A 13106-nucleotide genomic window follows, 5' to 3' on the forward strand; every position below is an offset into this window, starting at 1 on the left:
GCACCCGCGAGATCATCCGCTGCCTCAAACGTGCCGTAGCCCGCGAAGTCTTCCGCCTGCTCACCACCACCGGAACCCCAAACCCCCTTGACGGAACATAGGAGCATCATCGCGTCGATCGGATCGACGCGATGTGACATTCGGCCCCCACGCGGCAGCAGGCGTCAGATGTACATCGCGGGATCGATGTAACAGGCCGGGTCGACGAGTTCCTCGTGTTGCTTGCGGGGGCGGATCGTCGCCGGGATGCCGACGGCGATCGAATCGGCGGGCACGTCGCGCGTGACCACCGCGTTCGCGCCGATCGCGACGTCGTCGCCGATCACCACCGGCCCGAGGACCTTCGCCCCCGCGCCGATGGTGACCCGGTTGCCGATGGTGGGATGCCGCTTGGTCCGCGCCAGCGACCGGCCGCCGAGCGTGACGCCGTGATAGATCATCACGTCCTCGCCGATCTCGGCGGTCTCCCCGATCACCACGCCCATGCCGTGATCGACGAAGAAGCGACGTCCGATCGTCGCGCCGGGGTGGATCTCGATGCCCGTGAGGAAGCGGGTGAACTGCGCCAGGATGCGGGCCGGTCCCCGCAGCGCCGGCCGCGCCCACATCCGGTGTGCCAGCCGATGCGACCAGATCGCGTGCAGCCCCGAATACACGAGGGCGTTCTCCATGTCACCGCGCGACGCCGGATCGTGGCCGCGGGCCGCCTGCAGGTCTTCCCGGAGGGTGCGCAGAACACTCACGATGCGTTCAGTCCCGGATGTGCTCGAACAGCGGAGTGGAGATGTACCGCTCACCGAAGTCGCAGACCACGGCGACGATGAGCTTGCCGGCGTTCTCCGGACGCTTGGCCAGCTCCAGAGCCGCCCACACGATCGCGCCGGACGAGATGCCGCCGAGAATGCCCTCCTGCGTGCCGAGATCCCGGCCCACGCGGACGGAGTCGTCGAACGAGACGTCGACGATCTCGTCGTAGACCTCGCGGTCGAGCACGTCGGGCACGAAGTTCGCGCCGATGCCCTGGATCTTGTGCGGACCCGGCTGCCCGCCGGTGAGGATCGGCGAATCGATGGGCTCGACGCCGACAATCTTCACCTCCGGCTTGTACTCCTTGAGCCTGCGCCCCGCGCCGGTGATCGTGCCGCCGGTGCCGATGCCGGCGACGAAGATGTCGACCGCGCCTTCGGTGTCTTTCCAGATCTCCTCACCGGTGGTCTGGTAGTGGATCTCCGGGTTCGCCGGGTTGGCGAACTGGCGGGCGAGGATCGCGTTCTCGGTCTTCGCGACGATCTCCTCCGCCTTCGCGACCGCGCCGGCCATGCCCTCCGAGCCGGGGGTCAGGACGATCTCCGCGCCGAACGCCCGCAGCATCACGCGACGCTCGGTGGACATCGTCTCGGGCATCGTCAGGATGACCTTGTAGCCGCGCGCGGCACCGACCATGGCCAGCGCGATACCGGTGTTGCCGCTGGTCCCCTCGACGATGGTGCCGCCGGGGCGCAGCTCACCGGACTTCTCGGCGGCGTCGATGATCGCCACGCCGATCCGGTCCTTGACGCTGTTGGCCGGGTTGTAGAACTCGAGCTTGACCGCGACCTGGGCGCCGAGACCCTCGGTCAGCCGGTTCAGCCGCACGATCGGGGTTCGCCCGACCAGCTCGGTGACATTGTTGTAGATACCGCTCATGGGCCCGATCCTCCTCCCGGTCGTAGTGCCGACCGGATTGGTTCCGTCGTCACCTATTGCATCATTCCGGCGGATGTCCGATTCACGTGGGGAGCCGCACAGCGATCCGGCCGCCCGGGATCCACCGGTTTGCCCACCCTGCTCCCGCGGGTAGCCGACATCATGACTCGTCACCGGCACGCCCGGAACGTCGCCGGCCGGCCGGTCGCAACCCTGCAGGGGCAGCGCCACCCGCTGCGGTAGGGCGTCGCCCACCAGACCCGGCACGGGACAGGCCCCCGCCCGCGCCCGGAAGGAGAAACCCGTGTTCGACATCGTCAAGACCGTGGAGAGATCCGGGCGGCAGATCGAGGGCGTCGTCCGTCGCGTCGTCGAACGCACCGGCTCCCACCCTGGTCCCCAGCAGACCGTCACCATCGGCGCACCCCGCGAGACGGTGCAACGGTTCTGGCGCGAGCCCGCCAACCTGTCGCAGGTGTTCGGTGAGCGCACCTCCGTCGCCGCGAGCGGCCCCGACCGTCTCCGGTGGACCTTCGAACTCGGCGCCGACCCGATCACGTGGGAGACACGCGTGCTCGAGAGCGACCGGGAACTGCAGTTCGTCGCCACCGACGCCGGCGACTCGTCGCAGCCGCCCCGGGTCCTCCTGTCGTTCGCCACCGCCCCGCACGGCCTCGGCACCGAGGTGAGCATGCGGGCCGACACCCCGGTGCCCGACTTGATCACCGGCGCGGCCACGTTCACCGCCCTGTACCGGGCCCGCGCGCTGTTGCAGACGGGCGAGATGCCCACATTGCGCGTCAATCCCAGCGCCCGCGGACGCGAATCGGAAGGATCCCACTGATGCGAGCCCTGTGCTGGATGGGCGTGAACGACCTGTCCGTCGAGACGGTCGAGGACCCGAAGCTCCTCAACCCGCACGACGTGATCGTGGAGGTCCGTCTCACGACCACCTGCGGATCCGATCTGCATTTCATCGACGGCTATCTTCCCGGCATGCGGGAGGGCGACGTGTTCGGGCACGAATTCATGGGCGACGTCGTCGAGAAGGGCATGGAGGTCACCTCCGTGAACGTCGGCGACCGCGTCGTCGTGCCGTCGTTCATTGGGTGCGGTGCCTGCTGGTACTGCGACCACGACCTGTACTCGGCGTGTGACACCACCAACCCGAACGCTGCGATGCAGCAGCCGCTGCTCGGATACCCGTCCGGCGGCATCTACGGCTACACCCACCCGTTCGGCGGGTACCAGGGTTCGCACGCGCAGTACGTACGAGTGCCGTTCGGCGACGTCAACTGCTTCCCGATCCCCGAGGGGATCACCGACGAGCAGGCCCTGTTCCTGTCCGACGCGGTGCCCACCGGGTACATGGGTGCCGACTTCTGCGACATCTCCCCCGGCGACACCGTCGCAGTGTGGGGTGCCGGGGGCGTGGGCCTGATGGCGGCCGTGAGCGCCCGGATCCTCGGCGCCGAACGAGTGATCGTCGTCGACCGCCTGGGCGAACGCCTCGACCTCGCCGCCCGGCTGGGTCTGGAGACGATCGACTACTCCGCCGAGGACAGCGTGCAGGAGGCGCTGCGCGAGAGCACCGGCGGCCGCGGACCCGACGCGTGCATCGAGGCTGTCGGCATGGAGGCCCACGGCACCGGCCTGATGCAGATCTACGACCGCGTCAAACAGGCGCTGCGGATGGAGACCGACCGCGCCACGCCGCTGCGGCAGGCGATCATGGCGTGCCGCAAGGGTGGGGTGGTGTCCGTCCTCGGGGTCTACGGTCTCACCGACAAGTTCCCGATGGGCCTGCTCACCAACAAGAGCCTGACCCTGCGCACCGCCCAGCAACACGGACAGCGGTACGTCCCGCGGCTGTTCGAGCACGTGCAGGCCGGCAAGCTCGACCCCAGCCTGTTGATCACTCACGACATGTCGCTCGAGGACTCGGTGCGCGGGTACGAGATGTTCAAGGACAAGAAGGACGGCTGCGTGCGCGCGGTGTTCCGGCCGTGACTCCGGTGCCGGGCCGACACCCTGCAGCGGGTCCTGCAGCGGGCCGAATGTCACACACATTCGATCGAATCGAACCTGTGTGACATTCGGCCACCGCCGCGTCGGGGAATGTCGGAAATGTTCAATACCACCGGCCGCGACGACGCGAGACTCGTCGCATGACGCATTCCGTGAATCCGATCCCCGCCGGTTACACCTCCCTCACGCCGTTCCTCGTCGTCGACGGCGCGGCCCGGGCCGTCGAGTTCTACCGCACGGTCTTCGGCGCCGAGGTCGTCGAACGAACCGACGGGCCCGACGGCACGATCGCGCACGCCGAACTGGACTTCGGGCACGGCCGGCTCCAGCTGAGCGACCCCGCGCCGGCCATGGGGCTGCGCGCACCCGACGGGACGAACACCGTGGACCATTCCTACGTGCTGTACTGCACCGACGCCGACGCGACGTTCGCCCGCGCGGTCGAGCAGGGTGCGCAGGTCTTCGAGGAACCGTCGACGTTCGTCACCGGAGACCGGTTCGGGACGATCCTCGACCCGTTCGGGCACCGATGGGCGATCATGACGCGCGTCGAGGACGTCGCGCCCGAAGAGGCACGACGTCGCATCGACGAGTGGCTCGCGAACCAGTCGTCCTGAGCATCCCGCACCCTGAAACGCCGAATGTCACATCGGATCGATCCAAGCGATCCGATGTGACATTCGGTCGAGCAAGCGTCAGGCCAGGCGCTGCTTCAGGGCCTCGAACTCGTCGCGGATGCCGGAGGGCACCTTCTCGCCGAGGAACTCGAACCACTCCTCGATGAGCGGCAGCTCTTCCTTCCACTCCGCGACGTCGACCTTCAACGCCTCGTCGACGTCGTCGCGGTCGACGTCGAGACCCTCGAGGTCGAGGTCCGCGGCGGTCGGCACGAAGCCGATCGGCGTGGTCTGGGCGCCGGCCCGGTGCTCGATGCGATCGACGATCCACTTGAGCACACGGGAGTTCTCACCGAAGCCCGGCCACAGGAAGCGGCCGTCGTCACCGCGACGGAACCAGTTGACGTAGAAGATCTTCGGCAGCTTGTCCGAGTCCGCGGACTTGCCGATGTTGATCCAGTGGTTCAGGTAGTCGCCGGCGTTGTAACCGATGAACGGCAGCATCGCCATGGGGTCGCGACGGACGGTGCCGACCTTGCCCTCGGCGGCGGCGGTCTGCTCGGACGACAGCGTCGCGCCGAGGAAGGTGCCGTGCTGCCAGTCGAGGGACTCGCTCACCAGCGGCACGGTCGTCTTGCGACGACCGCCGAACAGGATCGCGGAGATCGGCACACCCTGCGGATCGTCCCATTCGGGGGCGAGGATCGGGCACTGCGACATCGGTGTGCAGTAGCGCGAGTTCGGGTGCGCGGCCGGGGTGCCGGACTCGGGAGTCCAGTCGTTGCCCTTCCAATCGATGAGGTGCTCGGGATTGCCTTCCAGGCCCTCCCACCACACGTCGCCGTCGTCGGTCTGCGCGACGTTGGTGTACAGCGTGTTGCCGGCCTCCATCGTCTTCATGGCGTTGGGGTTGGAGCCGTGGTTGGTGCCGGGGGCGACGCCGAAGAAGCCGAACTCCGGGTTCACCGCGTACAGCCGGCCGTCCTCACCGAAACGCATCCAGGCGATGTCGTCGCCGAGGGTCTCGGCGCGCCAGCCCGGGATGGTCGGCTGGATCATCGCGAGGTTGGTCTTGCCGCAGGCGCTCGGGAACGCGGCCGCGACGTAGTAGGCCTTGTCCTCCGGCGAGATCAGCTTGAGGATCAGCATGTGCTCGGCGAGCCAGCCCTCGTCGTGCGCCATGGCCGAAGCGATACGCAACGAGTAGCACTTCTTGCCGAGCAGGGCGTTGCCGCCGTAGCCGGAGCCGTAACTCCAGATCTCCCGGTCCTCCGGGAAGTGGGTGATGTACTTGGTGTCGTTGCACGGCCACGGCACGTCCTTCTGGCCGGGCTCGAGCGGCGCACCCACGGAGTGCAGGGCCTTGACGAACGGCTTGTCGGTGCCCAGCTTCTCCAGGGCCGCGGTACCCATGCGGGTCATGATGCGCATGGAGACGACGACGTACTCCGAGTCGGTGATCTCGACGCCGAGCTTCGGGTCGTCCGCGCCGAGCGGGCCCATGCAGAACGGCACCACGTAGAGGGTGCGCCCGCGCATGCTGCCGCGGTACAGCTCGGTCATGGTCGCCCGCATCTCGGCCGGATCCATCCAATTGTTGGTCGGTCCGGCATCGACCTCGTTGCGCGAGCAGATGAAGGTGCGCGACTCGACGCGCGCGACGTCCGACGGGTCGGAGTTGCCCAGGAAGGAATTGGGCTTCTTCTCGTCGTTGAGGCGGGTGAAGGTCCCGGCCTCGACCAGCTGGGTGGTCAGCCGGTCCCATTCCTCGTCGGACCCGTCGGCCCAGACGACCCGGTCGGGCTGAGTGAGTTCGGCGACCTCCTGTACCCATGCGAGCAGCTCGGCGTGCTGGGTCGGGGGCTTGCCATCGGTGCCGTTCAGACCGGGAATGGTCACTGAGGTCATCAAACTCTCCTGGGGTGCGCCGGAACCGGATCCCTCCCCCGACCTGCGACGAACCGTCCCAGGGACCAGCGGCGGACCCGGACTCCCCCTCTCGGCAGGGGTACCACCCGCTTCCTCCGTGGCCGAACGGACGAGGCGGGCGCCGGATGTCCTATTCATAGAGGTTAACGCCGGACTTCGGGGTGATGGCAATCGGGGCCGGTCGGAAATGTCACAGAAACGATTCAGAGGGCGAACACAGTACCCGCCTCACACGCCCCGGGCACGGGCGATTTGCCTCACTTTTCCCGATCGAGGTGACCTTCGTCAATCCGGATCCAGTGTTCCGCACCGTCGACGTCGCGCCGGAACTGCCACACTCCGAACCGCCCGTCGTCGCCGAGTTCGGTGACCCGGTCGAACCACCCGTCGGCGTCGGTGTCCGATGCGACGACGAGTGCCTCCGCGGTGGCGAAGGTGACGGTGTCGAGCAGTCCGTCGCCGTCGACGTCCACGGCCGGCGGCAGCACGCCCGGTCCGGCCGGGTCGAGCAGCGTGGGGGCCAGCCCCGGCCCGAACGCGGGACGTCCCGGGACGGGCACGTCGGGCTCCCCCACCTCGTCGATGCCGACGAATCCGTCCACCATCGCGCGCTCCTCACTGCCGTGTCACACCCTCGGACGCTGTCGTCCCGTCGGACGCTGTCATCCCGTTGGACGCGCCCGCCCGGCCGGCGGTTCCCGCCCGGGCGAGTACGGCGAGATCGCGCTCGCACGCCGCCAGCTGCCCGGCACGGTCCTCGGCGCGACGTCTCAGCTCGTCGTCCAGGGCCGCGATGCGGTCGCGCGCCGTGGCGATCCGGACGGTGCGCGCGACGGCGAGCGCGGACCCGAGCCGGGCCTCCGCGTCGACGATGCGCTCGAGCGCGACGGCCTCGAGCTCGGCGCGCACCTCGACGAGCTCCTCGAGCGCCCACCGGCGCATCCGGTCCCGTTCGGCGAGCCGTCGTCGCACCCGCACCAGCCACCAGGCCGCCGCCGCGCCGAGCAGCAGGCTCAGCGGTACCGTCGCCAGCTCCAGCGTGGGCACCAGGGACAGCGGGGACACCGCGACGCGTCCCAGCCCCGCCCCGGCCGACGCGCCGATCAGCACGGTGAGGCGGTCCTCCACGGGATGTCGCGGGGAGGGCGGCGCGGGCCGCGGGAGCAGGGTCGCCGGCCCGGCCGGTGCCGGGTCACCCGGTCCGATCCGGGCCAGCCGGTCGGTGACGACCGTGTCGACCCGGGCGTGCAGGTCGCGGACCACGTCGTCGAGCAGGTGCGGCACGTGCGCCGGGTCCACCGCCTCGATCGCGTCGCGTAGTTCGGCGGACGAGGCGCGCACGGCCGCCGCGACGGCCTGCGCGGTGTCGATGCGGGCCCGTTGCAGCTCGGCGCGGAGCCCTCCGTCGTCGGCGGGGATGGTTGCCCGCAGGCTCCACCGCGCCCGTTCGCTGCGCAGCGCCGCGGTGTCGTCGCCGCCGCGCAGGGCAGCGACCGCCCGCGCCACGAGGTGGCGGGTCTCGGCGACGACGGCGGTGTGCAGGGCCCGGCCCGTGTGCGGGCCCGGGACGAGCGCCGCCGTGAGCGCCTCGTGCAGGTCGACGATCCCGGATTCGAGCCGCAGCACCGCTCCCGCGTCGCCGCCGACGGCGCGGGCGCGGGCGGCGAGCGACGTTCCGACGGGCAGCAATGTCACCGGACCGAGCCAGGGTGCGTGCCGTTGCAGCAGCGCGACGTCCCGTTCGTGCACCGCCCGCCAGTCCGGGTGCGCGTCGGTCCCGGTGAGCGCGCACACCACGCGGCCGCTGCCGCGCCCGGCGGACTCGAGGACGGCGAGTTCGGTCCGGCCGAGGTGGGCCGACGCCTCGAACACCATCAGCACGACGGAGGCGGGACCGTCACGGACGTATTCGACGGCCGGGCCGAGCGCGGAGAGCTCGTCGACGAGCGCCCCGCGGCCGCAGCCGTCGACCCCGGCCACCCGGATCCGCGGCGGGTCCGGCGTGGCGTGCAGCCGCGCCCATCCCTCCGGGTTCCAGCGGCGCACGACGTCGCCGACGTCGGCCGGGATCACCGCGAGGATCCGGTGAGGTCGTCGAGGGCGGCCTCGATGACGTCGCGGGCCCGCGGGCCGGCACCGATGCCCGCCAGGTCGCGGGCGAGCACGGCGTCGCGGCGGCGGCGCGCGGAACCGAGTCGCTCGACGACCGCCGGCGGCGCGGAGCCGGGCGCGAGGACCGGCCGTCGCACGTGCGCAGCCGCGCGGGCGAACGCGGCCTCGGCATCCTCGAGTCCCTCGGTGCGATCGAGCACGACGACGAGGCGTTCGTCGTCGGCAGTGACGAGCGCCGCCGGATCGGCGGGGCGGGCGAGTGCCGCCAGATCGGCGGGGTGGGCCCGCGCCGCGAGCACGAGGAGGACGACGTCCGCGTCGAGGACCGGTTCGGGCCGGTCCGGCGAGTCGAGTTCCACCGTGTCGACGAGTGCCGCCGCCGCGACCGCCGCCTCGACGGCTGCGCGGAGGGCGGGACGGACGGCGCCGCCGCGACCGGCGATCTGCACCCGCAGCGGGGCGTCGCGCCGGTCGAGGGCGCACTGCACCTGCCGGCCGGCCCGGGCGTCGAACCGGCCGACGTCCTCGACGATCCGCCGCCACCGAGCGTGCGCGACCCCCGCATCCCCCACCATGACCACCCCCGTGTGTCGCCGCCGATTCTGGCAGAGGCTGCCGTCGACGGCAGCGGCTCGGGGGACCGGCGCCCCGGAAAAGCTCGCCACCCTGAGAAAACACTGTGGTCACTTCTGTCCCTCCTGCCACACACCCTCCCGATACGCGACAATGGTCGGGTGAACGACGCCGATCTGGACACGACCGAGACGCTGGAGCAGCGCCCGACCCGAGGAAACCGTCTGTACCCGCGGGTGACGAGTTTCCGCTCGCGGCGGGGTGCGCTGACGCTCCCGCAGCAGGAGTCGTGGGACCGCTGCTGGCCCGAACTGGGCCGCGACGTCGGCGACGACCGGGTCGACGTCGGCGCCTGGTTCGGCCGCTCGGCGCCGGTCGTCCTGGAGATCGGCTCCGGCACCGGCACGGCCGCGGTGACGATGGCCCGGGCCGAACCGCACGTGAACCTCATCGCCGTCGAGGTCTACAAGCCCGGCATCGCGCAGACGCTGCAGCAGATCGAACGGACCTACGACACCGACACGCCGATCCGGAATCTGCGGATCCTGCGCGGCGACGCGGTCGAGGTGCTCGAGCACATGGTGGCCCCCGAGTCGCTGACCGGCGTGCGGGTGTTCTTCCCGGACCCGTGGCCCAAGGCCCGCCACCACAAGCGCCGCCTGCTGCAGCCGCCGACGTTCGCCCTGATCGCGAGCCGGCTGCAGCCGGGCGGCGTGCTGCACGTCGCGACGGACCACGCCGAGTACGCCGAGGCCATCGCCGAGGCGGGCAACGCCGAGCCGTTGCTGACGGCACTCGACTGGGAGTCCCCCATCAGCCACGAGCGCCCCGTCACGAAGTTCGAGGACAAGGCGCAGCGGGTGGGCAGCAGCATCACGGAGCTGGTCTGGGGGAAGATCAGGGCATGAGCGTCCACGAAGAACTGTCCGACGTGTCCGCGGCCCCCACTGCGGACGGCACCGAGCGGCACGAGCGGGTGCTGCTCGTGTGGGACGCGCCGAACCTGGACATGGGTCTCGGTGCCATTCTCGGCGGCCGGCCCACCGCCGCATACCGGCCGCGGTTCGACGCGCTCGGACGGTGGCTGCTCGGCCGCACGTCCGAGCTCTCGCGCACCACGACGGCCACCCTCGACCCCGAGGCGACGGTGTTCACGAACATCGCGCCGGGCAGCGCCGACGTCGTGCGCCCGTGGGTCGAGGCGTTGCGCAACGTCGGCTTCGCGGTGTTCGCCAAGCCGAAGATCGACGAGGACAGCGACGTAGACTCCGACATGTTGCGGCACATCGCGCTGCGACGCAGTGAGGGTCTGGCGGGGGTGATGGTCGCCTCCGCCGACGGGCAGGCGTTCCGGGAACCGCTCGAGGAGATCGCCGCGACCGGCGTGGCGGTGCAGGTCCTCGGTTTCCGCGAGCACGCCAGCTGGGCGGTCACGTCCGAGGTGCTCGACTTCGTCGACCTCGAGGACATCCCGGGGGTGTTCCGCGAGCCGCTGCCACGCGTGAGCCTGGACTCGCTGCCCGACGAGGGCGCCTGGTTGCAGCCGTTCCGACCGCTGTCCGCCCTGCTCGTGGGCCGCAAGAGCGTGGCCGAATAGGAGAGTTTCGTGTTCGACCGCTGGGGAGAGCTCGTCCACCGTGCGCGCTTCACCGTCATCGCGGTGATGGTGGCCGGTCTGCTCGGGCTCGCCGGGTACGGCGCGAGCCTGAACGATCATCTCAGCCAGAGCGGCTGGGACGATCCCGGCTCGGAGTCCGTCGCTGCGGCGAAGCTGGCCGACGGCACCTTCGGCCGCGACACGAACGGCGACGTCCTGGCGTTGTACACGGCGCCGGAGGGCAGGACGGTCGACGACCCGGAGTTCGCGGCGAAGGTCAAGGACAGTCTCAACTCGCTGGTCGCGGACCATCCGGATCAGATCCTGAAGATCAACGGCGCGTACTGGCCGACGAACGGAGCCCCGGCCGTGCCGGCGCTGGCGGACCAGTCGCGGCAGCACGCCGTGGCGTCGGTCGCCATCGCGGGCGCCAACGACACCGAGCTGACCAACAACTTCCGTGACGTGAAGGACGAGTTCCTCATCGACGGGGTCGACGTGCAGCTCGCCGGCCTGCAACCGATCTCCGGCGCCCTCAACGACACGATGGCGCAGGACATCAAGCGCATGGAGCTCCTCGCGATCCCGGCGGTCGGAATCCTGCTGTTCTTCGTCTTCGGCGGCGTGATCGCGGCCGCGATGCCGCTGATCACCGGCGGCCTGACGGTCGTCGCCGCGAACGGCATCGTGCGGCTCATCACGAACTTCACCGAGGTCAACTCGTTCGTCGCGCCCGTGGTGTCGCTGATCGGCCTGGGCCTGGCGATCGACTACGGCCTGTTCATGGTGTCCCGGTTCCGGGAGGAACTCGCCGAGGGCTACGCCGCGCCCGCCGCCGTGCGCCGCACGGTGATGACGGCCGGGCGCACCGTGGTGTTCTCCGCCACGATGGTCGTCACGAGCCTCGGCGGCCTGCTGCTGTTCCCGCAGGGTTTCCTCAAGTCCGTCGCCTACGGCGCGATCGCGACGGTGTCGCTGGCGGCGATCACCTCGATCACGCTGCTGCCCGCCATGCTGGCCATCCTCGGCCGGAACATCGACAAGTGGGGCTGGTCCCGGTTCGGGCAGATCCAGTCCAACGAGCAGGTCGAGAACAGCATCTGGGGACGGATCACCCGGTGGGTGATGCGCAATCCGCTCAAGGTCACCATCCCCACGGTGATCGGCCTGCTGCTACTCATCGTGCCGCTCACCGGCATCAAGTTCGGCGGCATCAACGAGACCTACCTGCCGCCCGACCATCCGACGCGGCTCGCCCAGGAACAGTTCGACGAGTTGTTCCCCGGCCAGCGCGCCGAGCCGGTGCGCATCGTCGTCCGCGGCGCCGAGGGCGGCGACCTCAACGAGATCATCCAGACGGCCAGCGCGGCTCCCGGCCTGGTGGAGAAGTTCACCATCGAGGGCCCCGCGCGGGACGGCGTCCGCGTCGTCAAGGCCGGGCTCGAGGACCGCAACACCGCCGCCGAGACCATCGACTACCTGCATGCGGCGCCGTGGCCCGACGGCGTGGAGGTGCTCGTCGGCGGCACACCGGCGATCGAACAGGACTCGATCGCCGCGCTGATGAACACGCTGCCGCTGATGGTGACGGTGGTCATCGTGCTCACGACCCTGCTGATGTTCCTGGCGTTCGGGTCGCTGGTGCTGCCGATCAAGGCGGCGCTGATGAGTGCGCTGGGCCTGGGCGCCACCCTCGGCATCCTGACGTGGATCTTCATCGACGGTCACGGGGCCGGGCCGTTGAACTTCACGCCCGGTCCCATCATGTCGCCGGTGCTCGTGCTGATCATCGCGATCATCTACGGCCTGTCCACCGACTACGAGGTCTTCCTGCTCTCCCGCATGGTCGAGGCCCGCTCGCAAGGGGCGAGCACCACCGAATCCATCCGGATCGGCACGGCGCACACCGGCCGCATCATCACCGCCGCGGCGCTGATCCTGATCGTCGTCACCGGCGCCTTCGGCTTCTCCGAACTGGTGATGATGAAGTACATCGCCTACGGCATGATCGCGGCCCTGATCATCGACGCCACGGTGATCCGCATGCTGCTCGTGCCGGCGACGATGAAACTGCTCGGCGACGACTGCTGGTGGGCACCGGCGTGGATGAAGCGGATCCAGGCCAGGATCGGGCTCGCGGAGCCGATCCTCGACAACGAGCTCATGCCGCAGGACGTGCCGGAGCTGATCACGGTCGGCATGTTCGGTCCGGCGACCGTCGCGGCCACCGGGTCGCACCGCCTGCCCACCGTCGCCGGCGTCGCCACGGACGATCCGATGACGCAGCCGCTGCCGAAGATCGCCGCACCCCGCTCGGCCGCCGAGCAACGGCGCGTCCGCGACCTGCAGCCGCCACCCCGCCGAGCGGCCCCGCCGCGCGCCCCGCGCCCGGCCGAGCCGCCGGCTCGGGCACCGGAGGACCGGGACCGGCCGCTCCGGCGTCGTCCGGCCGGTGCGAGCCCGGAGGCTCCCGAGGCACGGCCGCAGCAGCCGGCGCCGGCAGCGCAGAATCCGTCGGGCCGGATCCCGGCGCCGAATCCGCCCGCTCCCCCGCAGGATCGTCC

12 protein-coding genes are annotated in these 13106 nt (G+C 70.3%); 6 read left to right on the forward strand and 6 right to left on the reverse strand.

The window, feature by feature from the left end:
* Nucleotides 1-164: 164 nt before the first annotated feature.
* Complete coding sequence (gene epsC / locus G6038_RS27815) at nt 165-743, reverse strand: serine O-acetyltransferase EpsC (protein ID WP_006940242.1); 579 nt, start codon at nt 741-743, stop codon at nt 165-167.
* 7 nt (nt 744-750) lie between these two features.
* Nucleotides 751-1686 carry a cysteine synthase A gene (gene cysK / locus G6038_RS27820; protein WP_165041758.1) on the reverse strand — a complete coding sequence of 312 codons (936 nt, stop codon included), beginning with the start codon at nt 1684-1686 and terminating at the stop codon, nt 751-753.
* 304 nt (nt 1687-1990) lie between these two features.
* Between cysK and G6038_RS27825 the strand changes: the two genes are divergently transcribed.
* The 3 genes from G6038_RS27825 (at nt 1991) to G6038_RS27835 (ending at nt 4331) form a co-directional block, all read left to right on the forward strand.
* Nucleotides 1991-2530 (forward strand): hypothetical protein, encoded by a 540-nt coding sequence (locus tag G6038_RS27825; RefSeq protein ID WP_165041760.1) that lies wholly within the window; start codon nt 1991-1993, stop codon nt 2528-2530.
* Nucleotides 2530-3696, forward strand: a complete 1167-nt coding sequence (locus G6038_RS27830; protein WP_165041762.1) for a zinc-dependent alcohol dehydrogenase — start codon at nt 2530-2532, stop codon at nt 3694-3696. The genes G6038_RS27825 and G6038_RS27830 overlap by 1 nt, the downstream gene beginning before the upstream one ends.
* A gap of 158 nt (nt 3697-3854) precedes the next feature.
* Complete coding sequence (locus tag G6038_RS27835; RefSeq protein ID WP_165041764.1) at nt 3855-4331, forward strand: VOC family protein; 477 nt, start codon at nt 3855-3857, stop codon at nt 4329-4331.
* Between the two features lie 78 nt (nt 4332-4409).
* On the opposite strand, the gene G6038_RS27840 is transcribed toward G6038_RS27835, so the two are convergent.
* The 4 genes from G6038_RS27840 to G6038_RS27855 all read right to left on the reverse strand — a co-directional run bounded on the left by G6038_RS27840 (nt 4410) and on the right by G6038_RS27855 (nt 8947).
* Nucleotides 4410-6239, reverse strand: a complete 1830-nt coding sequence (locus G6038_RS27840; protein WP_165041766.1) for a phosphoenolpyruvate carboxykinase (GTP) — start codon at nt 6237-6239, stop codon at nt 4410-4412.
* 278 nt (nt 6240-6517) lie between these two features.
* Complete coding sequence (locus tag G6038_RS27845) at nt 6518-6865, reverse strand: DUF6802 family protein (protein ID WP_165041767.1); 348 nt, start codon at nt 6863-6865, stop codon at nt 6518-6520.
* Between the two features lie 10 nt (nt 6866-6875).
* Complete coding sequence (locus tag G6038_RS27850; RefSeq protein ID WP_165041769.1) at nt 6876-8333, reverse strand: hypothetical protein; 1458 nt, start codon at nt 8331-8333, stop codon at nt 6876-6878.
* Complete coding sequence (locus G6038_RS27855) at nt 8330-8947, reverse strand: hypothetical protein (protein WP_165041771.1); 618 nt, start codon at nt 8945-8947, stop codon at nt 8330-8332. Before G6038_RS27855 ends, G6038_RS27850 begins: the two co-directional genes overlap by 4 nt.
* A 123-nt stretch (nt 8948-9070) precedes the next feature.
* Here G6038_RS27855 and trmB point away from each other — a divergent pair, with 123 nt between their 5' ends.
* The 3 genes from trmB to G6038_RS27870 form a co-directional block, all read left to right on the forward strand.
* Nucleotides 9071-9853, forward strand: a complete 783-nt coding sequence (gene trmB / locus G6038_RS27860; protein WP_206025745.1) for a tRNA (guanosine(46)-N7)-methyltransferase TrmB — start codon at nt 9071-9073, stop codon at nt 9851-9853.
* Complete coding sequence (locus G6038_RS27865; protein WP_100058493.1) at nt 9850-10542, forward strand: NYN domain-containing protein; 693 nt, start codon at nt 9850-9852, stop codon at nt 10540-10542. The genes trmB and G6038_RS27865 overlap by 4 nt, the downstream gene beginning before the upstream one ends.
* Nucleotides 10543-10551: 9 nt before the next feature.
* Nucleotides 10552-13106: MMPL family transporter (locus tag G6038_RS27870; RefSeq protein WP_165041775.1), on the forward strand; the 2555-nt coding region annotated here is incomplete at its 3' end.

It is taken from the genome of Rhodococcus sp. 14C212, assembly GCF_011058195.1.
GTDB lineage: Bacteria > Actinomycetota > Actinomycetes > Mycobacteriales > Mycobacteriaceae > Rhodococcus > Rhodococcus aetherivorans.

Coding starts and splice junctions, on each gene's coding strand:
- cysK (WP_165041758.1), bottom strand. CDS start 1,686: ATGAGCGGTATCTACAACAATGTCACCGAGCTGGTCGGGCGAACCCCG.
- G6038_RS27830 (WP_165041762.1), top strand. CDS start 2,530: ATGCGAGCCCTGTGCTGGATGGGCGTGAACGACCTGTCCGTCGAGACG.
- G6038_RS27835 (WP_165041764.1), top strand. CDS start 3,855: ATGACGCATTCCGTGAATCCGATCCCCGCCGGTTACACCTCCCTCACG.
- G6038_RS27840 (WP_165041766.1), bottom strand. CDS start 6,239: ATGACCTCAGTGACCATTCCCGGTCTGAACGGCACCGATGGCAAGCCC.
- G6038_RS27845 (WP_165041767.1), bottom strand. CDS start 6,865: ATGGTGGACGGATTCGTCGGCATCGACGAGGTGGGGGAGCCCGACGTG.
- G6038_RS27855 (WP_165041771.1), bottom strand. CDS start 8,947: ATGGTGGGGGATGCGGGGGTCGCGCACGCTCGGTGGCGGCGGATCGTC.
- G6038_RS27865 (WP_100058493.1), top strand. CDS start 9,850: ATGAGCGTCCACGAAGAACTGTCCGACGTGTCCGCGGCCCCCACTGCG.